23 protein-coding genes are annotated in these 23621 nt (G+C 40.0%); 21 read left to right on the forward strand and 2 right to left on the reverse strand.

All coding sequences use genetic code 11. The features are described 5' to 3' along the window. The 7 genes from Q0K35_RS00555 to Q0K35_RS00585 all read left to right on the forward strand — a co-directional run. The coding region (locus Q0K35_RS00555) for a SpoIID/LytB domain-containing protein (RefSeq protein WP_294560620.1) at positions 1-564 on the forward strand (564 nt) is incomplete at its 5' end. Positions 565-599: 35 nt separating this feature from the next. Beyond that, positions 600-1223 (forward strand): M23 family metallopeptidase, encoded by a 624-nt coding sequence (locus Q0K35_RS00560; RefSeq protein WP_294560622.1) that lies wholly within the window; start codon positions 600-602, stop codon positions 1221-1223. Positions 1224-1317: 94 nt separating this feature from the next. Then, entirely contained in the window at positions 1318-2310 is a 993-nt protein-coding gene (locus tag Q0K35_RS00565; protein ID WP_071440839.1) for a rod shape-determining protein, read from the forward strand. 12 nt (positions 2311-2322) lie between these two features. Next, the gene (locus Q0K35_RS00570) at positions 2323-3384 is read left to right on the forward strand and encodes an MraY family glycosyltransferase (protein WP_294560626.1); all 1062 of its coding nucleotides are present in this window, start codon (positions 2323-2325) and stop codon (positions 3382-3384) included. Positions 3385-3426: 42 nt separating this feature from the next. Then, positions 3427-4125 carry a FadR/GntR family transcriptional regulator gene (locus tag Q0K35_RS00575; protein ID WP_294560628.1) on the forward strand — a complete coding sequence of 233 codons (699 nt, stop codon included), beginning with the start codon at positions 3427-3429 and terminating at the stop codon, positions 4123-4125. Between the two features lie 72 nt (positions 4126-4197). Further along, a complete protein-coding gene (ilvD, locus tag Q0K35_RS00580; RefSeq protein ID WP_294560630.1) occupies positions 4198-5925 on the forward strand; it encodes a dihydroxy-acid dehydratase in 1728 nt (575 codons plus the stop codon). Between the two features lie 5 nt (positions 5926-5930). After that, entirely contained in the window at positions 5931-6692 is a 762-nt protein-coding gene (locus Q0K35_RS00585; RefSeq protein ID WP_294560632.1) for an SDR family NAD(P)-dependent oxidoreductase, read from the forward strand. Between the two features lie 90 nt (positions 6693-6782). Here the strand turns inward: Q0K35_RS00585 and Q0K35_RS00590 are convergent, their stop codons facing one another. Both Q0K35_RS00590 and Q0K35_RS00595 read right to left on the reverse strand, forming a co-directional pair. Then, positions 6783-7580, reverse strand: coding sequence for a hypothetical protein (locus Q0K35_RS00590; RefSeq protein ID WP_294560634.1), 798 nt, complete (start codon positions 7578-7580; stop codon positions 6783-6785). After that, the gene (locus Q0K35_RS00595) at positions 7577-8110 is read right to left on the reverse strand and encodes a flavodoxin domain-containing protein (protein ID WP_294560636.1); all 534 of its coding nucleotides are present in this window, start codon (positions 8108-8110) and stop codon (positions 7577-7579) included. The genes Q0K35_RS00590 and Q0K35_RS00595 overlap by 4 nt, the downstream gene beginning before the upstream one ends. A 214-nt stretch (positions 8111-8324) precedes the next feature. Between Q0K35_RS00595 and Q0K35_RS00600 the strand changes: the two genes are divergently transcribed. The 14 genes from Q0K35_RS00600 (at position 8325) to Q0K35_RS00665 (ending at position 23538) form a co-directional block, all read left to right on the forward strand. Next, positions 8325-8624, forward strand: coding sequence for a hypothetical protein (locus Q0K35_RS00600; protein WP_294560638.1), 300 nt, complete (start codon positions 8325-8327; stop codon positions 8622-8624). After that, positions 8576-8881, forward strand: coding sequence for a hypothetical protein (locus Q0K35_RS00605; protein ID WP_294560640.1), 306 nt, complete (start codon positions 8576-8578; stop codon positions 8879-8881). Before Q0K35_RS00600 ends, Q0K35_RS00605 begins: the two co-directional genes overlap by 49 nt. A 10-nt stretch (positions 8882-8891) precedes the next feature. Continuing rightward, positions 8892-9095 carry a hypothetical protein gene (locus Q0K35_RS00610; RefSeq protein ID WP_294560642.1) on the forward strand — a complete coding sequence of 68 codons (204 nt, stop codon included), beginning with the start codon at positions 8892-8894 and terminating at the stop codon, positions 9093-9095. Positions 9096-9203: 108 nt separating this feature from the next. Next, entirely contained in the window at positions 9204-9764 is a 561-nt protein-coding gene (locus tag Q0K35_RS00615) for a hypothetical protein (protein ID WP_294560643.1), read from the forward strand. A 55-nt stretch (positions 9765-9819) separates the two neighbouring features. Next, a complete protein-coding gene (locus tag Q0K35_RS00620; protein ID WP_294560645.1) occupies positions 9820-11640 on the forward strand; it encodes a SpoIIE family protein phosphatase in 1821 nt (606 codons plus the stop codon). Positions 11641-11660: 20 nt separating this feature from the next. Next, positions 11661-12851 carry a tRNA lysidine(34) synthetase TilS gene (tilS, locus tag Q0K35_RS00625; protein ID WP_294560647.1) on the forward strand — a complete coding sequence of 397 codons (1191 nt, stop codon included), beginning with the start codon at positions 11661-11663 and terminating at the stop codon, positions 12849-12851. Between the two features lie 25 nt (positions 12852-12876). Next, a complete protein-coding gene (hpt, locus tag Q0K35_RS00630) occupies positions 12877-13416 on the forward strand; it encodes a hypoxanthine phosphoribosyltransferase (protein WP_294560649.1) in 540 nt (179 codons plus the stop codon). Positions 13417-13436: 20 nt separating this feature from the next. After that, positions 13437-15467: an ATP-dependent zinc metalloprotease FtsH gene (gene ftsH, locus Q0K35_RS00635; RefSeq protein ID WP_294560651.1), complete on the forward strand. Its 2031-nt coding sequence runs from the start codon at positions 13437-13439 to the stop codon at positions 15465-15467. A gap of 47 nt (positions 15468-15514) precedes the next feature. After that, positions 15515-16381 carry an Hsp33 family molecular chaperone HslO gene (gene hslO / locus Q0K35_RS00640; protein ID WP_294560653.1) on the forward strand — a complete coding sequence of 289 codons (867 nt, stop codon included), beginning with the start codon at positions 15515-15517 and terminating at the stop codon, positions 16379-16381. Continuing rightward, positions 16378-17373 (forward strand): tRNA dihydrouridine synthase DusB, encoded by a 996-nt coding sequence (gene dusB / locus Q0K35_RS00645; protein WP_294560654.1) that lies wholly within the window; start codon positions 16378-16380, stop codon positions 17371-17373. The genes hslO and dusB overlap by 4 nt, the downstream gene beginning before the upstream one ends. A 7-nt stretch (positions 17374-17380) precedes the next feature. Then, on the forward strand, positions 17381-19318 hold the full coding sequence (gene lysS, locus Q0K35_RS00650) for a lysine--tRNA ligase (RefSeq protein WP_294560656.1): 1938 nt from the start codon (positions 17381-17383) through the stop codon (positions 19316-19318). Between the two features lie 452 nt (positions 19319-19770). After that, positions 19771-20949 (forward strand): leucine-rich repeat domain-containing protein, encoded by a 1179-nt coding sequence (locus Q0K35_RS00655; RefSeq protein WP_294560658.1) that lies wholly within the window; start codon positions 19771-19773, stop codon positions 20947-20949. A gap of 170 nt (positions 20950-21119) precedes the next feature. Beyond that, complete coding sequence (locus Q0K35_RS00660) at positions 21120-21476, forward strand: DUF4186 domain-containing protein (RefSeq protein WP_294560660.1); 357 nt, start codon at positions 21120-21122, stop codon at positions 21474-21476. Between the two features lie 823 nt (positions 21477-22299). Beyond that, positions 22300-23538, forward strand: a complete 1239-nt coding sequence (locus Q0K35_RS00665) for a carcinine hydrolase/isopenicillin-N N-acyltransferase family protein (RefSeq protein WP_294560662.1) — start codon at positions 22300-22302, stop codon at positions 23536-23538. The last annotated feature ends 83 nt before the right edge of the window (positions 23539-23621 follow it).

Genomic DNA, 23621 nt, shown 5'->3' on the forward strand with positions numbered 1-23621 from the left:
TTAAAAGAAAAATGGCAGGATTCGTATGATATGAATCTTGCGAAGATCAAAGAAGCTGTCGTGTCTACAAAAGGGCAGGTATTAGTTTATGACCAACAGATCATTCATGCTTATTTTTTTTCATCCAGTAATGGCAAGACCAATAATTCCGAGGATTATTGGACAACACCTTATCCTTATTTAGTTAGTGTAGATTCTCATTATGATGATATCAAACAAGATAATAGACGTACAAAAGCCTTTACGTTTGATGAATTATCTCAAATTTTTAAGGAAGCTTTTATTTCCATGGAAATAATTTCACATTATGAGAATGATTATGTCAAGGAAGTACGTGTAAATGATAAGATCTATTCGGGAAGAGCTGTTCGAGAAATGTGTGAGCTTTCGTCATCCAGCTTTCAAATAGAAAGGAATGAGGTGGGAATCATATTTACAACATGGGGAAGCGGACATGGCGTCGGCATGAGTCAGTATGGTGCCCAGGGCATGGCTTTGGAAGGCTATGATTATATCGAAATATTAAAGCATTATTATCAAGGCGTTGAAATTGTGAATAAGTGATTCATAGATGGGCATACTCAAAGTGAGGTGAACATATGATAGCTTATGAAAGAAAAAATAAAAAAGCAAAAAGAAGGTTTTATGTAAGTCTTGGAGTATTGGCAGTTTTAGTAGCAGGGGTAGTAGCTTATCAGACAATGATGCCCGATCAGACAATTCCGGTATTCAGTGATTTTCCGGTATTAAAGCTTCCGGATAAGGAAGAAGATAAACAGGAAGAGCCGACGGCCGAAGTGAAAGATACGATCATACTTCCTTATAAAAATGGAAAAAAAGTAGTCGATTACTTTGATGGTGAATCCAGTGATATCGTGAGCATCGTTGAGTTTGAAGGTGTATTTCGTCCAAGTCAAGGTGTTGATATCTCAAATTCAGGTGAAGCTTTTGAAGTGTTGAGTGCCGCTAATGGTACAGTGCTTGAAGTGACTTCTGATCCGCTTTTAGGTAATGGGATCCGTATTCAAAGCGATCATCTGATCATTACTTATCAGTCGCTTGATAAGATAACACTGAAAAAGGGTGATCGTGTTGCCCAGGGTGATATCATCGGAGTGGCCACTACGAATATTTATCAGGCTTCTTTGAAGAATCATCTTCATTTAGTAGTAGAAAAAGATAATGTTCGTGTAGACCCGAATACGATATTTAAATTTGAATAGTACTTCTATGAGGAGGTACTATTTTTGAAATATTTGCCTTTTCCTTTTACTCAAATGTGATATAATGTAACTGCGTAAGTTTAGGAGGATTCGTATGGGTTTATTTACAAAAGAGATTGGAATCGATTTAGGTACTGCCAACCTGCTGATATATGTTAAAGGACAGGGAATTGTCATTGATGAACCAAGCGTGGTGGCGATTGATGCGGATACAAAGAAATGTTTGGCTGCCGGACAGGAAGCCAAAGACATGCTCGGCAGGACACCGGGCAGGGTTTTAGCGATCCGTCCTTTAAAAGATGGTGTCATTGCGGATTTTGAAGTTACAGAGATCATGTTGAACTTCTTTTTAAAGAAATTACAGTTAAAGGGCATGTTCCAGCGCCCGACTATCTTGATCTGCTGCCCAAGCAATATTACCAGCGTTGAAAGAAATGCTATTCGTGACTGCGCTTATCGTGCAGGTGCGAAAAAGGTTTATATTGAAGAAGAGCCAAAGGTGGCTGCCGTTGGTGCCGGTCTGGATATTTCCAAACCAAGTGGTAACATGGTATTGGATATCGGTGGAGGTACGACAGATGTTGCGGTACTTTCACTTGGTGAGATCGTGACCAGCACTTCGTTAAAGATTGCAGGTGATACGCTGGATCGTGATATCATCAAATATGTCAAAGATGAGAAGAAGCTGTTGATCGGTGATCGCACAGCTGAAGAATTAAAGAAGAATATCGGAACAGCTTGGAAAGGCTTTAAGACGGAAACGATGGAAGTAAGCGGCCGTGACCTTGTAACAGGTCTGCCAACTTCTATTTTGATGACTTCTGAAGAGCTTGAATTAGCGATGAGAGATTCTTTACAGAGCGTTGTCAGTGCCTGCCGTACAGTGCTTGAAAAGACACCGCCGGAACTGGCAAGTGATATCGTTACGCGTGGTATCGTGCTGACTGGTGGTGGAGCATTGCTCAATGGTATTGATGAACTGTTGAGAAATGAATTGCATATTCCGGTTTATGTTGCGGAAAATGCTTTGAAGTGCGTTGCTGAAGGAACAGGCATTTTGTTAGAAAATTTACATATCGTCGGTTAATCAGAGGCTATTATGGAATGGCTGAAATATCTGATCTTACCGTTTGTGATCACTTTGGTTACAACGCCACTCGTCATATGGATCGCTAAATATATCGATGCTTATGCAAAGATCAATGAACGGACGATTCATACGAAGAAAAATATTGCCAGGATCGGCGGGGTTGCGATATATGTAGCCTTTATGATTTCAATGACATGTTTTATGAAATCAGATACGCAGATACGAGGAATGCTTCTCGGAGCCAGTATCATGTTTTTTGGCGGTTTGATCGATGATTTGGTTGATCTTTCGCCAAAGAAAAAATTTGCTTTTCAGGTTGTTGCTTCTTTGATCGTTATATTTTATGGGAATATAACTCTGGATAAGATTTTTTTACCGCTGGGAATCGTTATTGATATGGGCTTCGTATCTACGATCGTGACTTTTTTCTGGCTGACGGGTATTACGAATGCGGTCAATCTGATTGATGGACTGGATGGTCTTGCGGATGGTATCTCATTGATCATTTTAGTTGTGGTTGCTTCGTTAGGTGTTATTGATAACCGTCCGGATATCATGCATATTTCTTTGATTCTTGCAGGTTCATTGGCTGCTTTCTTAATTTTTAATTTTTATCCTGCCAAAGTATTTCTGGGAGATTGCGGGGCACTTTTCTTAGGATTTATGATTGCCACGATATCTTTGATCGGTTTTAAATCTTCGACATTCATTACCTTAGGTGTACCTATCTTGATGTGCGGTGTTCCTATTGTTGATACGTTGAGTGCGATCATTCGCCGGAAGCTGAGCGGGAAGAAGATCGATGAGGCTGATAAGAATCATTTACATCATGTGTTGATGAGGAAATTTGGTCATAAAAATACGGTGCTGATTTTATATGCGGTGACGATCTGTTCGGGAATCGTGGCTTATATTTATATCTTAAATAAAGATATCGGTTTATTGCTGTTGTTCATTGAACTGGTCGTCTGTGAGATATTCCTTGAAAAAACTCAGATGATTGCTTCATGGTTCCATCCGATGACAAGTATCGTGAATTTTTTGAAAATGAAAAAGGAGAACAAGAAGTAATCTTGTTCTTTTTGTATATTGTTTATAACATGGAGGTAGGTCATGCTGGAATCACTTCAAAATGAAAAAAAACTGTTGCCTGAAAGAGTGGCTGAACAGATCATTACTTTAATTAAAGATAAGGAATTGAAAGAAGGAGATAAGCTTCCCAATGAATTTGAGATGGCAAAGCAGCTTCATGTAGGACGAGGAACGATCAGAGAAGCTGTTAAGATACTTGTATCACGTCATGTTTTAGAAATTAAAAGGGGATGTGGGACTTTTGTGTGCCAAAATCCGGGAAAGATCGATGATCCTTTAGGTTTTGCGTTTGTTTCTGATAAAAAGAAATTAGCGTATGATCTGTATGAACTGCGTATGATGATCGAACCGAACATGGCGGCTTTAGCGGCAGAGAAGGCAGATGAGGAGGGGGTCGCTGAGCTTCAAAAAATTGCTGATGAGATAAAAGAATCAATTGCGAAAGGTCAGGATTATTTGGAAAAGGATATCCAATTTCATGCTTTGATATCACAATTGAGTCAGAACAGTGTTGTTTCAACGATCATACCGGTGCTGCAAACAGGGATATCCTTCTTTATCCATATGACCAATAAAAGTCTGATGAGGGAAACGATTGAAACGCACCAGCTGCTTGTAAATGCCATTGCTGATCATGATTCACAGGCCGCTAAAAAGGCTATGGAACAGCATCTTAAATATAATAAAGAGAAGATGGATGAGATGATGAAAGAAGGTTGACGAAGTATGAAAAGAAGCGTATGATTTGATTAGACGTATGATGTCTTATGTCTTATAAAAAGGAGTAACATGATGAAGCTGAAAAGTCAGAAATTACGTGAGATTGCACCTGAATTAGATCCACTGCGATTAGGAAGCGGATGGAAGCTGGAGGATCTTGGCAAGGTGCAGATACTTGTGGAAAGTACCTTTGGTGACAGCCATCCGGGAAGCGTGCATCTGCTTGAACTGGTAGAAAAGGCGCGTGAGGGAATTAAGAAGGCAGGAGGGTATGGAGCCCGTTATTTTACGACAGATATTTGTGATGGTGAATCACAGGGTCATGACGGCATCAATTATTCATTGGTATCCCGAGATATGATCGCGAATATGATCGAGATCCATGCGAATGCGACACCGTTTGATGGTGGTGTTTTCATTGCCAGCTGTGATAAAGGGATGCCTGCGCATCTTATGGGACTTGCCCGTGTCAATATTCCTTCGATCATGATTACCGGTGGTGTCATGGATGCCGGACCTGATCTTTTGACGCTTGAACAGATCGGCATGTATAGTGCCATGTATGAACGTGGTGAAATTACGAAAGAGAAACTGGATTATTATAAGCATCATGCCTGTCCGTCTTGTGGAGCCTGTTCATTTATGGGAACGGCTTCAACGATGCAGATCATGGCAGAGGCTTTAGGCCTGATGCTTCCGGGCAGTGCCTTGATGCCGGCAACAAGCCCTGATTTGCGTGAGATGGCTGAAAAAGCCGGAGAACAGGCCGTATGGCTGGCAGAACATGATTTAAAGCCAAAAGATATCGTAACTCTCAAATCCTTTGAAAATGCGATCATGGTCCATGCGGCCATTTCCGGTTCGACCAATTCGCTGTTGCATTTACCGGCAATTGCCAAGGAATTTGGTATCCAGATCGATAGTGATACGTTTGATCGTTTGCATCGTGGGGCACATTATCTATTGGATATTCGTCCGGCAGGACGCTGGCCGGCACAATATTTCTATTATGCAGGCGGTGTGCCGCGCATCATGGAGGAAATTAAAAGCATGCTTCATCTGGATGTCATGACCGTTACCGGTAAGACATTAGGTGAAAATCTTGAGGAGTTGAAAAAGAACGGTTTTTATGATAAATGCGATGCATATCTGAAAAAGGTCCATTTACAACGGGAAGATGTGATCCGCAGCTTTGATCATGCCTTTGGTAATGATGGCAGTATTGCTATCTTAAAGGGAAATCTGGCACCGGAAGGAGCCGTTGTCAAGCATACGGTCGTACCGAAAGAAATGTTTGAAGCTGTGCTGACAGCACGTCCGTTTGATTGTGAGGAAGATGCGATCCATGCGGTATTGACCCATCAGATCAAACCTCATGATGCAGTCCTGATTCGATATGAAGGTCCTAAGGGAAGCGGCATGCCGGAAATGTTTTATACAACTGAGGCAATTGCCAGCGATCCGGAATTAGGGGCTTCGATTGCTTTGATCACAGATGGCCGATTCTCGGGTGCTTCCAAGGGGCCGGCTATCGGGCATGTATCACCAGAGGCGGCTGAAGGCGGACCGATTGCCCTTGTTGAAGAAGGTGATCTGATTGAGGTCAATATTCCAAAGCGGCTTCTTCAGATCGTAGGCATTCATGGAAAGAGAATGTCCATGGAAGAGGTAGAAGCTGAATTAGAAAAGAGAAGAAAAAATTATGTACCACACCCTGTAAAATATAAAAGCGGTGTCTTAAAGCTCTTTTCAGAAAGAGCGGTTTCCCCGATGAAGGGCGGCTATATGAAAGAGGAGTGATGAAAATGGATCTGTTTGATATCAAAGGAAAAAAAGCGATCGTAACCGGTGGTACCCGAGGTCTTGGCTATGGCATGGCTGAGGGCTATCTGGAAGCGGGCTGTGAAGTAGCTATTGTTGGCACAAGTGATAAGGTATATGAAGTCGCTCAGGATTTCTGTAACCGTGGTTATAAATGCCATGGCGTAAAAGGAGATTTAAGCAACAGAGAAGAAATTTATCGTGTTTTTCAGGAATGTCTGGATAAATTAGGCGGCGATTTAGATATTCTCTTAACATCCCATGGTATCCAGCGTCGTCACAGTGCGGAAGAATTCCCGCTTGATGAATGGGATGATGTCATCTCTGTCAATCTGACTTCAGTATTTATCCTTTGTCAATTGGCAGCAAAAGTGATGATACCCAAAGGCTATGGCAAGATCATCTTGATTGCTTCCATGAACTCATTCTTCGGAGGCCAGACGATACCGGCGTATTCTGCTTCCAAGGGAGGCATTGCCCAGCTGACCAAGGAACTGACCAATGACTGGATGACCAAGGGAATCAATGTCAATGCGATTGCTCCCGGATATATGGAAACAGAAATGAACAAAGCCTTGCTGGATCCCGCAAATCCACGCTTTGCGACTATTACAGAGAGAATACCGGCAAAGCGCTGGGGCAATGGCAACGATATGAAAGGGGCAGCCATCTTTTTAGCGTCACATGCCAGTGATTATATAGGCGGTGCCATTTTCCCGGTAGACGGTGGATATTTAGCTCGATAATATATATTTATGCAAGATCGATCATCTTGCATTTTTTTTGGAATAAAGCCTATATCCTCTTTGAGAATAGGGATAGGATGCTTTATCCTCTTATCCTTTCTGGACGACAAAAGACGCCGCTTTTTGAGAAATCATGCAACCGATCGTAATTGCCGTTGTATCACTGATCGTACGCAGTATCAAATCTGCGACATTGATCTTGAAGATAAGCGGTATAAAAAAATTAAAAAGTGTGATGTTCATTCCAAAAAGAATGACACCTGATATGAATGAACGCCTCAATATATCTTTCTCATCAAGACAATTGTTGGTCCATGTGATGGCACAGGCAATGATAAAGCTGCTGAATATGCACCACCACAGGGTAGTAAGCGGATATTCATCAAAAGAAGAATAGATATCATAAAATAAATAAAGAACATAACGCATCAAGATAAAACAGCTCATGATCGTTAAGAGCGAAAGAAGTGAAACATGAGATTTCTGTGATTGCTTCTTTTTATTTTCACCAAGCAGCATGCCGCACATTGCTCCCATGATGATCAGTATCAGCGCATTTGCCAGCGAACAGAAAATACAATCAGGTAATGTAAGATGGGGCAATGGTTCTAAAAGATATACGCACCATATCACAGCACAAAAACAACCAAATTCTATTCCTTGAAAAAGTTTTTGACCTGTCAGCTTCTTTGAAACGAGTAAAAACATGGAAGCAATCAAAGAATAGGCCAATAACCCATAACATGAAAAAAGAATTGGCAGGGTGCCATTGATGACAAATTGGCTGGGAAGCAGTTGGCTTTGAGCGTTCATAGGAAAGAAAAGGTTTATGGAAAGGTGAAGGATGGTCGTGATGAGTCCGATCAATAGGATCTTTAATATTTTCATATCTGAATCTCCCTAATGATAGGTCTTAAAGCATCGTAATCAATGAAATCAACCTTTTTATCATAGGTTTCGATCAATGCACGATCTTCGGTTGACAACCGATCTGCCGGCTTTTTAGAAAGGCTTTTGTAAAGCAATGTCATAAGTGTTTTGTCTTTAAAAGATAGCTGCTGATAATCGATCGAACCTCGCAGGTGAAAAATGTTAGAGCGCTCAAAAAAATCATGACCGTATTGTTTTCTTAGTGTTTGTCGAAGATGGATCCTGTTTTCTTCTATATTAGGATCTGCGAGTCCGACAGTAATCAAAAAGAATTGCTGATGATCTTTGATCGTAAATCGGCGTAAGAATTTTGATAAGCCAAAAACACCGCCTGCGTATAAAGAACCAATATATATGATCTTATCCATATTTTCTAAATGGGATGCCTGTTCATAAGAAATCGTTTTGATATTGCATGATGCGGAAAGCATTTCTGCGTATTTTCGACTGCTGCCGTATTTGCTTCCATAAAGAATGATTTTTTCCATATTGTCACCTTCTCATTAATAATATTATATGATACCTGAGTTAAATAACCTTTATTAGCCGGTGAAGAGTCTGTAAAGTTTATGTAATTGAATGTTGGAAAAAGCCTCTTATATAAAACTTTTACATAGACTTAACAAAATGAGTCATTTTGTTTTACCGTCATTTTCTATAATGATCACATAAGATGTATATGATTGAAGACAGGTGGTGAAAATGATGGTAAAGAAATGGCAGCATCTTATTCAAACCGGGGGAATACTTGTATTGATCAGTTTGATTGTCATGATGCTTGCTCACTTATTTGTACGTGATCGTATTGTTTGTCAATATATGTCACTTCCTTTTTGGATCTTAGTTTGTTTATCGTTATTTGTGACAGCTTTATATTTGCTGGGGATGGTCCGATTAAGGATTACCTTCTCAACGATTCTTTTATCATTGATTTTGATTGTGACTGAGGATTTATGGGATATAGGGAAGTCATTTGTCCGCTTCTGGATGCTTCTTATGTAGAAACACCGTACATGATCCATCTGGATAATTTACACTTTTATTCTAACAATATGGCTGATTCAGTGGTCACTCAGTTAACCGGTGATAGCCAAGAGGGTGAACAAGTGAAGTTTGATATTTCTTATGAAGCTTATGAAGAAGGAGAAAAGCTTTATGAACAGGTGAAGAATAAGAATGGATATGATGTTGCGGCTGATATTGAATATCTGCCATATTCAAAAATGATCACAGGTATGAATATGTGGATTGAAAAGTAAGGAGGTTCGTATGAATAGTAAATTAGATGAGAATAAACAAATGTTATATGGACTAGTTTTATTTGTTTTGGGACTTATTTTGGTTTTTATTTCAAGAAATGATACAGGTTCTTATTTTCAAAACTTTATTATTGGTATGTTCATGGGTCTTGGTGTAGGCATGGTGATCGTTGGCATCGTGCTGATATTTCTCTATATTTTTAAGAAAAAGTAAGGGCGGATGGTATTCTGCGTTGAGTTTTTTAAAAAAATGAAAAAAGTTTTATGAATTTTTGGGAAAAATCGAATTTGTGTGCATATTAAATAGTAGGAGGTATTTAATATGCAAGTGAAAGATATTGAAGCATTTTATGATGTGTGTGTCAGCCAGAAGGAGAATGTGATCCAACAGGAATGGGAAAAGCTATGGGATTGGTTCATTGAGGAAAAAAAAGATGAATATGCCAAGATTACCTATAAGGAAGGAGTTCAGCGCCTGGTGAGTGAAAAAAATTATAATACACGGCGTAATATTCCTTCATCAAAGGCGTTAGGGTTGACGATCGAACCCGGAGATATCTGTTATACGGATTTCGGACAGGCTTATCTTTATGAAGCCGGTTATCAGCATTTCGGATTGGTGATTGCTATCGTGCATTTCAAGGCCTTGATCATTCCGATGACGAGCAATGAGCGGACCTATAAAAAATCGCTGACAAGTGACGGTACATATTTATTCCCTTTGGGAACGATTGATGGATTATATAAGGAGTCGGTTTTATTTCTGAATGACGCGAAGTTTATTAATACGGCCCGTATCATTGATGTGAAAGCACATGTGCCGACTAGCTCAAAGCTTTTCATAGATATTAAAAACAGGTTCAAAAGTTTGATTTTGGAGTAATTTCGACAAGGTATCCTTTGTTTATCCTTTATAGTAGCAGACAAGGGGGATTTGTATGAGAACACTCAGTGCACAGCGTGAGGCTGTTAAGATAGATTGGAAGCCATTTTTCTTTTTGATCATAGGTCTGATCATGACCTTTTCGTTTTCATTGCAGCTATTGATTGCGATATTTCCATATGTGTTCATGCAATCGACAAGGGAAAAGCTTGCTTTTTTGATGCCGACATGTTTGCTTTATCTGTTCTCGCCGCTTTCTTTTGTACAATTCTGGATCTTTGTTGTCGGTTATCATTTATTTGCTTATTTCATACGGTTATGCAGGGGAAATATGGTGAATGCTTCAAAGCTTTATGTAGCCTTATGTTCTTTTAGTATTGCCTATTTTAATACGAGTGATCTTAGGATAGCCCTCAGCTTTTTCGTGATTCAAATGATCTATTATCATGAAACCATGAAATCGTTTGAATGGATGAAAAAGGATACGCGTATGCCTTCACCGGTTTATTCATTGATGGCTATTGGCATTGTCTGTATGATAATTCAGTATATGAGCGGATATGTGGATGTATTCATGACCTTAGGTTTGATTTTTATCTGTTTTGGGTGTTCTCCGCTGATCAGTATCACAAGTTTCTTTCTTTTGAATCTGATTGCTCCTGCAATCAGTTTTGAAATGTTTGTCTATATATTTTTATTATCGCTTTTAAAAGAACAGCTGGGGCTGATGATCCTTGTATATGCTGGTTTGTTCATGAGTCAGGTGCAACAGCTTGAACAATTGTTGATATTGGGACTGTATCTGGTCTTTCTGCTTCTTTTAAGTAAAGAAGGGATACCGGTTTTGGATGAAATTCATGCTTCAAATTCAAATGCTTTTCTACATAAGCAATTGATGCACTTTTCATTGATTTTTGATCATTTAGGTACTTATTATGAAAGTGTGTCGAATGTAGAATCTAATTTTTTGAAAAGTATGTCGAAGGCGCTTCATTATACATCTAAAAAATGCATGCAGGATGATCATTCGGCGGAGTTTATACGGAATCAGGTACTTTCTATTTTAGAAGGCTATGATATCGGATATGAAGAAATTAATGTTGAGGTGAATGACAGCGGACATATTCAAATAGAGTGCCTGTTGACCCATTTCGGCAGCAGTGAGGTAAAGGAGGTCTTGCTGCCGCTTTTAAATCATATCCTGCCGACACCGGTGGAGTGTTCGTCAAGCCGGCAGTCCTTTCTTCATCCGGGCGTTCTGCATGTGGAATTTATATCTACACCACCGATCCATATTGATGCTTATGCAGATCATGCGCCTACGGCCTGCTGTGGGGATTCTTTTTCGATCTTTCATCATTCACGTAACGTTTATTGTCTGATCAGTGATGGCATGGGCAGCGGTAAAGAGGCGAGCAAGATATCGAAGTGTATCGTTAATCTTTTTCAACGGATGATCTTTTCGAATATTGATGAGATCGAAGCCATGAACTGTATTAACAAGCTTTTATTGAGCGATGCCTATGCTACATGTGATGTGCTGTCATTTGACCGTTATAAGAAAAGCGTTGTCATATGTAAATCAGCGGCAAATCCGACTTATCTCATACGGAATAAGGAATTGTTTGCGATATGGGGGAATTCGTTGCCTATCGGTATCGTGGCTCATATTGATGTCGATCATATTCATGTCGAAGTGGAAAAGGGAGATTGGTTTGTCATGAGCAGTGATGGGGTCAATGTGGAAGAAATTTTGCGTTGGATGAAAAACAGTGAGGATCAAAGTGCCCGTAAAGAAGTGGAGAGCTTTGTGGAAATCATGAAAGAAAATAAGCGAAGTGATGATTCTACCATTTTACTTGCGAAAGTACAGTGATATTGTGGTATAATCATACTATGAATAAATACTGTGTGGCTGTTTCCGGCGGATGTGATTCGATGACATTGTTAGATCAGTGTATCCGCAAAAAAATGAATATTATTGTTGCTCATGTCAACTATCAGAAAAGAGAATCTGCGAAAAGAGATGAGAATCTTGTACGAGAGTATTGTGAAAGGTATCAGATTCCTTTTTTTGTACGTTATTGTGATCCACACTATAAGGGGAATTTTCAGGCTTATGCCCGCCGCTTCCGCTATGAGTTTTTTAAAGAGCTTTGTGAGCAGGAAAACTGTGACAGCGTTTTGGTGGCTCATCAGCAGGACGATCTGTTTGAAACGTATCTGATGCAGTGCCGGCGTAAAAGCATCCCTTTGGTTTATGGCTTGGCAGCGAAGGTGAAGCATCATGGCGTCGTGATTGAAAGACCTCTTTTAAACATGAGCAAAAAGGACTGTTACAATTATTGTTATGATCATGAGGTACCTTTTGGTGAGGATGAATCCAACTTTAGTAATGATTATCTGCGCAATCGCTTAAGAAGAGAGGTCGTAGATACCTGGGATGAAACAAAACGGCAGGAGGTCCTTACTGAAATCAACAGACGTAATGCTGAGATGCAGCAATATCAGAAGGAAATCGAAAGGATCGCAAAAGAGCTTGGAGAGGATCTGCCGATTGAGAAGTTTAAAAAGTTAAAGCACCCTCAGGATGTATTGCGTGCATGGCTGAATCATCAGGGTGTCGGCTATTCCTTGAGCGAAAGAAGAATAAGAAGCATCTGTGAAACCATCCTAAAGGATGAGAGCCGCTATGAGTTTGATATTGATGATTGTAAGCTTATGAAAAGCTATGATGTTTTACAGCTTGTAAGAGATATTGAGTATGCTTATACCTTTGATAAGATCGAAGAGTTTGATTGCGAATATTTTAAGATCCGTAAAAATGGCAGCAGCGTAGAAGCTGTGACTTTGTCGGCTGAGGATTTTCCGATTACGATACGTTCGCCGAAAGAGGGGGATCAGATCGAGCTGCGATTTGGGAAAAAGAAGCTGAATCGTTTCTTTATTGACAGAAAAATATCACATAAAGAGCGGAAAAGTTACCCTGTTGTTGTGAATTCTGTGGGAAATGTTGTTTTAGTGCCTAAAATAGGGTGTGATGTGAAACATTATACTGTCAAACCAAATTGTTTTGTGATAAAATAGCTATATCGTTTTGGAGGATGTGCTGATGCATAAGGATGTAAAGAAGATTTTAGTCAGCGAAGAAGAAATTGTTCGACGCTGCAAAGAGCTTGGTGAAGAAATAACAAAAGACTATGAAAAGAAAAATGAGCTTCCATTGGTAGTAGGACTTCTAAAAGGAAGCGTTCCTTTCTTGGCAGAGCTTGTCAAGTATCTGGATATGGATATCTGTTATGAATTTATGGATGTATCCAGCTATGAGGGAACGGAATCGATCGGTGATGTGAAGGTGAATCTGGATCTTCGCTCTTCGGTAAAGGGAGTACCTGTGCTTTTAGTGGAAGATATTATAGATACCGGAAGGACCGTTCAGGAGGTAAAACGCCTGTTGAAGCATAAAGGTGCAAGTGAAGTGCGTGTCGTTTCGCTTCTGGATAAACCGGATCGGAGAGTTGTGGATATTGAGGCTGATTATGTCGGCTTTAAGGTTCCAAATGAATTTGTAATCGGATTTGGTCTGGATTACAATCAGAAATATCGTAACCTGCCTTATGTAGGAGTGTTAAAAGACGAGTGTTATCAGTAGATGAAAGTGAGGAAAGCTAAATGAACAGGAAAAGGATTATTAATGTTATTCCTTATATCTTAGCTCTGTTTGTATTTTTAAGTTTAACGAGTGTTTCGAGATTCAACAATACGGAGTATTTAGCTACCAATGCCTTTTTGAATCAGGCAGAAAAGATGACTTTTAAAGATGTCAATATTTCAGTTGGTAGTGTGATCGTTAGTGTAACAGGTGTCTATGAGAAAAACGGACAGGATGTTTCTTTCTCAACGAGCGTTCCGAATACTGAGGCAAATATTCAGTGGCTGCAGGAGGTTCTTAATGAAGGAAATAATTCGGTAACGATCTCGGATCCGTCTAATACGTCACGATGGATCGAGTTGATCATGCCGATCGGTTCGCTTTTGTTGCTGGGTGGTGTATCCTTTTATCTTTTTTCTAAGGTGATGCAGCAAGGCGGCGGCAATAAGCAGGCCTTTGAATTTACAAAATCCAGACATCGTGTTGAATCGGATGTAAAGGTTCGTTTTGATGATGTAGCGGGATGTGAAGAGGAAAAAGAAGAAGTTAAGGAAATTATCGATTATTTGAAGGATCCTAAGCGATTCTCTGATATGGGAGCACGTATTCCTAAGGGAATCCTGATGGTAGGTCCTCCGGGAACAGGTAAGACGTTGCTGGCTAAGGCGGTTGCCGGTGAAGCGGATGTACCGTTCTTCTCGATATCAGGTTCTGACTTTGTGGAAATGTTTGTCGGTACCGGTGCCAGCCGTGTACGTGATATGTTCAAGAGTGCCAAGAAAGCAGCTCCATGTATCGTCTTCATCGATGAAATTGATGCGGTAGGACGTCAAAGAGGTGCCGGTATGGGCGGCGGCAATGATGAGCGTGAACAGACGCTGAATCAATTGCTGGTGGAAATGGATGGTATGACGCAGAATAACGGAATCGTGATCATTGCGGCTACCAACCGTCCGGATGTATTGGACCCTGCCTTATTGCGTTCAGGACGTTTTGACCGTCAGGTAACGGTAAGCTTGCCGGATAAGCGCGGACGTACAGAGATTCTGAAAGTACATGCCAGAAATAAAAAACTGGCGAAAGATGTATCTTTGGAGGATCTTGCGAAAAGATGTCCGGGATTCTCAGGTGCCGATCTTGAAAACGTGTTGAATGAGGGTGCTATCTTAGCTGTCCGTGAAAATCGTAAGGAAATTACGATGGCAGATCTTGGTGAGGCCATTGACCGTGTCATGATGGGGCCGGCTAAGAAGAGCAAGAAATATTCTGCCAGTGAAAAACGTCTGGTGGCTTATCATGAAACAGGACATGCGATCATCGGTCTGAAGCTTGAAGGAGCAAATATCGTAGAAAAAGTGACGATCATTCCAAGAGGCCATGCCGGTGGATACAATCTGATGCTTCCGGAAGAAGAAAAGATGTTCCCGACAAGAAAGGACTTCATGGATCAGATTACGGGTTATCTTGGTGGCCGTGTCTGTGAAGAAGTGGTCTTCAATGAAATCAGTGCCGGTGCCAGCAATGATATCCAGCAGGCAACGAAGATTGCGAAAGCCATGGTTCGTTCTTATGGTATGAGCAAATTGGGGCCGATCCAGTATGCAGATGATTCCGGAAATGTTTTCTTAGGCCGTGATTATTCAAGCAACAGTGCAAATTATTCAAGTGAGATTGCATTTGAAATTGATAAGGAAGTACGTCGTATCATTAATGAATGTTACGAAAATTGTAAACGTATCATCATGGAAAACCGTGATCTGATCGATCTGATTGCCGGTAAGCTGATCGAAGAAGAAACGCTGACGAGTGAACAGATCAAGAATCTGGTGAAATATGGTACGCTGACAAAGCCTGAGGAAAATATTGAAGAAAAGCCTTCTACGGAAGTTAGTGACGGTGTTGAAGTGGTGGACAGCTTGGATCATGTCCCGAATTCTGAAACGATCGAGATCGATGAAGAAGGAATGGTAACGACACCAACAACTGAAATTGAAGGAAATGTCGTGGTGGATGACGGGGAAGATCAGGACCCTGTTACACCGGAAGAATAATTAAAAGGTGCAGCAGTGATGCACCTTTTCTAAGTCAAGGAGCAGGTATGAAAGATGAATTAGTAAAAGCATTGGTGTGTGGAGAAAGGGTACGTGTGATCGTGGATTCCACGACCAATTTGTGTGAAGAAGCAAGAAGAAGACATGATTGCTGGCCAACAGCGGCAGCAGCTTTGGGACGAGTATTAAGCATTGGCTCTATCATGGGCAGCATGCAGAAAAATGAAAATGAAAAGGTAACGATCCAGATCAATGGCGGAGGACCGATCGGAACGATCATGGTGGATTGCTTTGCCAATGGCAATGTGCGTGGCTTTGTGGGTGATCCGCATCAGTTTTATACATATAATGATACGGGCAAGCTGGCTGTCGGAGTGGCTGTCGGTAATCAGGGAACGTTAAAGGTCATCAAGGATTTAGGAATGAAGGATGATTTTGCGGGAACCGTACAGCTGCAGACAGGTGAGATCGGTGATGATTTTGCTTACTACTTTACGGCAAGTGAACAGATCCCAAGTGCTGTTTCTTTAGGGGTACTGGTAGAACCTGATAATTCAGTCAGTGCCGCAGGAGGGATGCTGATCCAGATGCTGCCGAATGCGACAGAAGAAGATATTGAAAAGGTGGAAGGTATCTTAAAACAGATCAAACCGATGTCACAGCTGATCCATGAAGGAAAGAGCTGTGAAGCAATAATTAAAGAAACCTTTGATGATGCGGTTATTTTAAGTCATCAGGATATCAGATTCGAATGTCATTGTTCAAAGGAGCATATGAAAGAGGCTTTAATGACATTGAGTCATGAAGAAAGGCAAGCGATGATCGAGGAAGATCATGGCTGTGAGATCGTCTGTCACTGGTGCAATACCCGTTATCAGTTTACGGAAGAAGAGTTAAGAGAATTAGAAAAATGAAAATCGGAAATGTAGAAATTGAAAATCCTGTCGTGATCGCACCGATGGCAGGGATCACCAATCCTGCTTTTCGTCAGATATGCAAACAGTTTAAGGCAGGGCTGGTTTATACAGAGATGGTTTCTGATAAGGCCATTTGTTTTGAGAATAAAAAAACGTTGGGAATGACCGAAGTATTGGAGGATGAGCATCCCTTAACGATGCAGATCTTTGGTCATGATATCGACAGCATGGTACAGGCGGCAAAATTTCTGGATACCCGGACAGACTGTGATATCATTGATGTCAATATGGGATGTCCGGTAAATAAGATCGTAAAATCGAATGCCGGCAGTGCTTTGATGAGGGATGAAGAGTATGCGGCTGAACTGATGCATGAGATCATTAAGCATGTGAAAAAACCGGTAACGGTCAAGATGCGTATCGGATGGGACAGCGAATCTAAGAACTGTGTATCATTGGCGAAGAAGCTTGAAAGCGCAGGGGTCAGTGCAATTGCGCTTCATGGGCGCACAAAGACACAGATGTATGAAGGTAAGGCGGATTGGTCGTATATCAAAAAAGTAAAAGAAGCGGTTCAAATACCTGTGATCGGTAATGGTGATGTTCGCAGTGTGGAGGATATGATAGCTATGCTGGAAGAAACCGGCTGTGATATGGTGATGATCGGCCGAGGTGTCCTGGGTGATCCGTGGCTGATCCAGCGTTGTGTTCATTATTTGGAAACGGGTGAAATTATTCAGGATACAGGTGTTGAAGAAAAGTTTGATTTAGCTTATAATCATGCTGTAAGCCTATGTGAATTAAAGGGTGAAAGAGTCGGCATGAAGGAAATGCGAGGACACGCGGCGTGGTATATGAAATCATTGAAGTATTCACACCGAGTGAAAGAAAAAATTTCGATGATGTCTACATTGGATGAATTTCAAGACATCTTGGTAAATTATAAAAATTCCTTGGAAAATGATGACTGGAATTGGCTGGAAAGGTAGGGAAAGAATGGAAAATCATGAGTTAAATTTGACGGAACAGGAAATCGTCCGCCGTGAGAAGCTAAAGGATCTGGAAGCAAAGGGTATCCTTCCTTTTGGTGAACGTTATGACCGGACACATAAGTCGGGTCAGATCCGTGAATTATTTGAAGATAAGACAAAAGAGGAATTGGAAGAATTACATCAAAAAGTAAAGATTGCCGGAAGGATCATGACGAAGCGTCTGATGGGGAAAGCAGGCTTTATGCATATCCAGGATATTGATGGACAGATCCAGATCTATGTCCGCAAAGATATGATCGGTGATGAGATGTTTGATGTATTCAAAAAAGCGGATCTTGGAGATATCGTCGGTATCGAAGGGATCGTGATGAAAACAAATCATGGGGAGCTGTCGATCAAGGCTGAGGTTTATACGCATCTGACAAAGGCCTTACGTCCATTGCCTGAAAAATATCATGGCTTGGTGGATGTAGAGGAACGTTATCGCAGACGTTATGTCGATCTAATCATGAATGAAAGCTCCCGAAGAGTTGCTTTGATGCGTCCAAAGATCATCCGTGCCGTTCAGCGTTATTTTGACGGTAAGGGATTGATCGAAGTTGAAACACCTGTTTTACAGCCAATCTTAGGCGGTGCCAATGCTCGTCCGTTTATAACGCATCATAACACGTTGGATATGGATTTCTATTTGCGCATCGCAACTGAATTGCCATTGAAGCGATTGCTTGTAGGTGGTCTGGAAGGTGTTTATGAAATCGGCCGTTTGTTTAGAAATGAAGGTATGGATGCAACGCATAATCCGGAATTTACAACAGTAGAAGCCTATGTTGCTTACAGTGATTTAGAAGGTATGATGGATCTGATCGAAGGTATGATGAGCTATGTTGCTATGGAAACCTTGGGCACGACTGAAATTACATATCAGGGACAGGCCATCTCTTTAAAGGCACCATTCAAGCGTATTCATATGGTCGATGCCATCAAGGAAGAATGTGGTGTTGATTTCTGGAAGCCGATGACGTATGAAGAAGCAAAGGCATTGGCAAAAGAACATGATATTGAAGTAGAGGCACATCATACAGGTGTTGGTCATATCATCAATTTATTCTTTGAAAAATACTGCGAAGAAAAGATGATCCAGCCAACCTATGTATATGGTCATCCGGTGGAAATATCACCATTGGCAAAGAAAAATCTAAAAGATCCACGTTTTACAGATCGTTATGAATTATTCATCTGCGGACATGAGTATGCAAATGCATTCTCTGAATTAAATGATCCGATCGATCAGCGTGAGAGATTTGAAAAGCAGGTCGAAGAAAAGAATAAAGGAAATGACGAAGCCTGTGAAATGGATGTTGATTATGTAGAGGCTTTGGAATATGGTATGCCTCCTGCCGGTGGTGTCGGTGTGGGTATCGACCGGCTGGTAATGTTATTGACAGATCAGTCAACGATTCGCGAGGTTCTCTTGTTCCCACACATGAAATTAGTGGGTGGAGCCAAGAGCGCACATAAAGCAAGCGCAGCCGAAGCATCTCAGCCAAAAGCAAGTTTGCCTGAAATTGATTTTTCCAAGGTAGAAATTGAACCATTATTCAAGGATTATGTTGATTTTGATACCTTCAGCAAGTCTGATTTCCGTGCAGTAAAGGTAAAAGAGTGCCGTGCAGTACCGAAGAGCAAGAAACTGCTTGAATTTGTATTGGATGATGGCAGTGGAGAAGATCGTACGATTCTAAGCGGTATTCATGAATATTATGAACCTGAAGAATTGGTAGGTAAGACATTGATTGCCATTGTAAATCTTCCTGCTCGTAAGATGATGGGAATTGATTCCTGTGGTATGATCATTTCAGCGATTCATAAGGAAGATGGCGAAGAACGTTTAAATCTTCTGATGGTAGATGACCGCATTCCTGCCGGGGCTAAGCTATATTAAAATAAAGCTCATGATAGTATTTGACTATTGTGAGCTTTTTATATGGAACAAAAATGTTCAAATATGCTTATGAATTTTATGTTTTTCACTCCATTGACTATGTATATCATAATGATTATAATAAAAAAAGAGCTTAATGTGCAATTCACTGAACGATAGAAATAATCTCTAAGTATCGTGAGTAAATTCATGGCATGCTTCAAGATTAAGCCCTAAAGAATACCAGAGAGGTGATGGAGAAATTTTTAAGTTGGCTTAAGGATCGTTGTTCTAATGTAATGCTGTAAAGCAAGCTGGTTTTCTAAAAGAAATTGAGGGAACCAAAGCTGATCGAAATGAAAATAACGGATATACATCTGATATGACTCTCATTAATTGTGAGAGAAAATAGATGTGAGTGAATTTCACTACTGAAAACTGGGATCATAAAGAATAAGAAAGAGAGGAATCATATGAAAAAAACTTTTGGTAAGATAAAGTTAAAGGGTCTTGCCATTATCTTTACGTTAGGTTTGCTGTTTTTTCCTAATGGTACTACGACTGTATTTGCAGCTGAAGTTGCCAGTGGAAATGGATGGACGCTCGATGATGCAGGTGTCTTTACTTTGACAGAGGATATTCCTTATGTTGAAGGGCAGCCTTATGAATGGGCACCTTATGCTGAACAGATCAAAGAAATCGTTGTGGCAGAAGGAGTTACGGAAATACCTGCCATCGCTTTTTCTTCCTATAATGGTGTGAATTACAGTCAATTGCAGAAAGTAACCATGTCATCAACAGTAAAAGTTATAGGACTGTCTGCCTTTGCTGATAATCCAACGCTTACAGAGGTATATCTCAATGACGGACTGGAAGAAGTTAAAAATGTTGCTTTTGGCGGAGCTGGCTTTACGGAAATAAGGCTTCCTGAAAATGTATTATGGTATTCAGATGTATTTTATAATTGTGATAATCTTGTGTCAGTTACGATTCCGGCAGGTTCAAGATGGGAAGGGGCCAATGCACAATTCTACGGATGTGACAATCTGACGTATGTGTACATAGAAGAAGGAGTAGATACCATTCCGTTTACTTTTTTAAATGCTTGCCCAAGCTTAAAATATGTATGGGTGCCAAGATCTGTTACCACTATACAGGGAACACCTATTTTGGATGGTGCATGCATCATTGGATATAAAGGTACTGTTGCAGAAGATTATGTAAATTCTCCAACCGGGGAATATAACCACTTAGTTTTCCATGCTATTGACGGAGATGAACATAGTTATGGTGAATGGCAGACAGTCAAAGAAGCAACTTGTACAGAAAACGGATTACAAAAACGTACATGTGACATCTGTCATACTGAACAGACACAAGAAATAACAGCAAACGGTCATGTATGGGATGATGGTACGGTTACTCAAAAAGCAACTGTGGATGCTGAGGGAATTATGACCTATACCTGTACTAAATGTGGTGCAACTAAAACCGAAACGATTGCTAAATTAGGACAGGAACCAAAAGATCAAAATGATGTGAGTCAATCACCGAAAACAGATGATTACAGTAATATATCGTTATGGATGATGCTGCTGTTAGTATCCACCGGTATGATGTTAAGTCTAAATGCTAAGAAAAAGCTTTCTTAATTCATAACGATCTATCACTAAAAATATGAGATATTCATCATTTATGAATATCTCTTTTTTTGTGAATGAGAATTTTAGGGTAAAGTTTGTAATAAACAGATAATTTTATAAAAGTTATGTCTTATTGAAAGAATGAAAAGAAGTGCTAAAATAGTAGAGAGGTGAATCCTATGCCAACGATTGAAGAAACATTTGCAAGATTAAATCAATCTGCATTCAGAGCAAAATTTCATTTATCTTCAAAAGATAAAGAATATGTTCGTGATAAAGGAATGGATGTAATACGTACTCATTGTGAAGCTTTCATAAGAGAGAGGCTTGCATTGGCAATGCCTAAAAATGATGGTAAGCAGACACCGATGCGTGGACATCCTGTATTTATCGCTCAGCATGCCTGTGCTTGTTGTTGCCGTGGATGTTTGGAGAAATGGTATCGTGTCCCTAAAGGAAAAGAGCTTACTGAAAGACAGCAGGCTCAAATTGTAAATTTGCTCATGGCATGGATAGAGAAGGAGATGGAATCATAATATTTAACAAAAAAGTATCATTTACAAAGGATGTCAAAAGAAGCTTGATCCATTGTCTTTTTTACGATATTCCAAAGCTCTTCTTTACAGTTGCCATTAAAATGTAAACCATTGATTTTCTTGTTGAAGTTTTCTTTTTGTACAATAGAGATAAGAATACCAGTTTGCATTTAGTTTTTTTTCCTGCATAAGCTGTGATATATTAATTTTCTAAGAGAAAATCAAAAGCTTTATTGAAGGATTTTGTATCCATATTAAGCCTTTTCTTAATCTCGTTTTTATCAGCACATTCAAATTTAGAAAATTCACCATAAATTCTTTTAGCATCATCACTTAATGGCTTTGTTTCTTTTATACGATTTAATAACTGATAGCATTTTACAGATAAATAGATTGATCGTTTTCCAAAGGCCTTTGTGCATTAGATAAAGAAAGTATTGAAGATGTGAAAATCATTATTCAGGAGCTGGCAAAAGATGGTATGGGTGTTCTTGTTGTGACGCATGATGAGATCTTTGCGCAAGATATTGCGACCCGGATAATAAAAATGTAAATATTCATTTCCCGATGGTAAGGTGCCATCGGGTTTTAATATATATAAATGTAGGGTTAAGGAAAGATTATGATTATTTAAAAAAAGATGTTGATTATTCAACATCTTTTGTATATAATACAGAAGTTGAGTTTTCAACATCTCAACTGAAAGGAGCATGTGATCATCTCGTTTGTATTCATTTATCTTTACAGAATTTATAATTGTTTTTAAACCCATACGAAACATGATACATAGCGTAACGATTTATGGATATAGATGATAAGATCATTGAAACAGAAAATGAAAAACGATAAGAAATGGAATATTAAAAAAATTTTAGTAAGTCTTGCCGTTATTCTGGTGGTCTTGATTGCCGGTACAGGTATCGGGGTGTATGCCGTTTGGCATAATGAGATTGCTACATTCATGAGCATTGAAATGCTGCGTGACAGAAATGATGAACATGATGACGGAGCCGTTTATGCAATGCATGTAAAGGGTGGATTTTATCTGGATGACTTTGTTGCCCAAGGCGGTGTAAGCAGTGACAGCGAACTGATTGAATTTGTGACGAATAAGATCACCAAGGGTTTGATTCCGATGAATATCAGTGAATCAGATATCGGTTGTGCATCCTTTACTGCAACGGGAAATAATGGTGATGCGCTGTTTGCGAGAAATTATGATTTTTCTAAGACGAATACGATGATTGTCTTTACAGAGGCAAGTGAAGGACGTCATGCAACGATTTCTACTGTCGATTTACAGTTTTTAGGAATCGATGTGAATCAGAATATCAATGGATTCATGAATAAGATCACAACATTAGCGGCTCCTTATGCTCCGCTGGATGGCATGAATGATGCCGGTGTAAGTGTTGGTATTTATATGACATATCAGGGAAGTGGTGATAAGACAGTCCCTACGAATCAAAATACAGATAAACCTGATTTTACTTCAACAACATTGATCCGGTTGATTTTAGATTATGCAGATGATCTTGAAGATGCCATAGAAATTGCACAGTCCTATGATCTTCATGATTCAGCAAATACGTCCTATCATTATATGGTCGCAGATGCCAGTGGACGCAGTGCGATCTTAGAGTGGGTCGGCAGTGATGATGCCAGTGATAATGATGGTTCAGCACGTGAGCTTGTGGTGACTTATAACGATGATGATGCCCATATCGGGGAGCTGGAAGGCAGTACGGATTATCAGGTAATTACCAACTTTATTATTCAGCCGGGTTATTATGATCATTCACCTGTGGAAGATAAAAAGGGTGTCGACCGCTATGATAAGATCTATGAAGAGTTAAATAAGACAAATGGAATCGTTGAAGATGCATATGGTGCGATGGATATCTTAGCAATGGTCGGCAGAAGGACATGGGATAATGATGATGGTAACGGATGTACCGTTCATAGCGTTGTCTATAATCTGACTGAAAAAACAGTTTTATGGGTTTCAAATGAAAACTATGATGATCCAAGTGCCGTATTTGAATTTAGCTTTAATAAATAAATATAGAGATGCTTTGCAGCTATTTGCAAGGCATTTTTGTTTCTTATTTCGTTGACAAAAGAAGGCTTACATGTTAGAATTTT

The organism is uncultured Traorella sp. (assembly GCF_944327115.1).
GTDB lineage: Bacteria > Bacillota_I > Bacilli_A > Erysipelotrichales > Erysipelotrichaceae > Traorella.

Bases quoted from the DNA above. Each gene is read 5' to 3' on its own strand.
- Q0K35_RS00615 (WP_294560643.1), top strand. From the start codon at position 9,204: ATGCAAGTGAAAGATATTGAAGCATTTTATGATGTGTGTGTCAGCCAG.
- Q0K35_RS00600 (WP_294560638.1), top strand. From the start codon at position 8,325: ATGATGGTAAAGAAATGGCAGCATCTTATTCAAACCGGGGGAATACTT.
- lysS (WP_294560656.1), top strand. From the start codon at position 17,381: ATGGAAAATCATGAGTTAAATTTGACGGAACAGGAAATCGTCCGCCGT.
- Q0K35_RS00610 (WP_294560642.1), top strand. From the start codon at position 8,892: ATGAATAGTAAATTAGATGAGAATAAACAAATGTTATATGGACTAGTT.
- Q0K35_RS00655 (WP_294560658.1), top strand. From the start codon at position 19,771: ATGAAAAAAACTTTTGGTAAGATAAAGTTAAAGGGTCTTGCCATTATC.
- Q0K35_RS00560 (WP_294560622.1), top strand. From the start codon at position 600: ATGATAGCTTATGAAAGAAAAAATAAAAAAGCAAAAAGAAGGTTTTAT.
- Q0K35_RS00570 (WP_294560626.1), top strand. From the start codon at position 2,323: ATGGAATGGCTGAAATATCTGATCTTACCGTTTGTGATCACTTTGGTT.
- Q0K35_RS00590 (WP_294560634.1), bottom strand. From the start codon at position 7,580: ATGAAAATATTAAAGATCCTATTGATCGGACTCATCACGACCATCCTT.
- tilS (WP_294560647.1), top strand. From the start codon at position 11,661: ATGAATAAATACTGTGTGGCTGTTTCCGGCGGATGTGATTCGATGACA.
- Q0K35_RS00605 (WP_294560640.1), top strand. From the start codon at position 8,576: ATGGGATATAGGGAAGTCATTTGTCCGCTTCTGGATGCTTCTTATGTA.
- ftsH (WP_294560651.1), top strand. From the start codon at position 13,437: ATGAACAGGAAAAGGATTATTAATGTTATTCCTTATATCTTAGCTCTG.
- Q0K35_RS00565 (WP_071440839.1), top strand. From the start codon at position 1,318: ATGGGTTTATTTACAAAAGAGATTGGAATCGATTTAGGTACTGCCAAC.
- Q0K35_RS00660 (WP_294560660.1), top strand. From the start codon at position 21,120: ATGCCAACGATTGAAGAAACATTTGCAAGATTAAATCAATCTGCATTC.
- dusB (WP_294560654.1), top strand. From the start codon at position 16,378: ATGAAAATCGGAAATGTAGAAATTGAAAATCCTGTCGTGATCGCACCG.
- hslO (WP_294560653.1), top strand. From the start codon at position 15,515: ATGAAAGATGAATTAGTAAAAGCATTGGTGTGTGGAGAAAGGGTACGT.
- Q0K35_RS00585 (WP_294560632.1), top strand. From the start codon at position 5,931: ATGGATCTGTTTGATATCAAAGGAAAAAAAGCGATCGTAACCGGTGGT.
- Q0K35_RS00595 (WP_294560636.1), bottom strand. From the start codon at position 8,110: ATGGAAAAAATCATTCTTTATGGAAGCAAATACGGCAGCAGTCGAAAA.
- Q0K35_RS00620 (WP_294560645.1), top strand. From the start codon at position 9,820: ATGAGAACACTCAGTGCACAGCGTGAGGCTGTTAAGATAGATTGGAAG.
- Q0K35_RS00575 (WP_294560628.1), top strand. From the start codon at position 3,427: ATGCTGGAATCACTTCAAAATGAAAAAAAACTGTTGCCTGAAAGAGTG.
- ilvD (WP_294560630.1), top strand. From the start codon at position 4,198: ATGAAGCTGAAAAGTCAGAAATTACGTGAGATTGCACCTGAATTAGAT.
- hpt (WP_294560649.1), top strand. From the start codon at position 12,877: ATGCATAAGGATGTAAAGAAGATTTTAGTCAGCGAAGAAGAAATTGTT.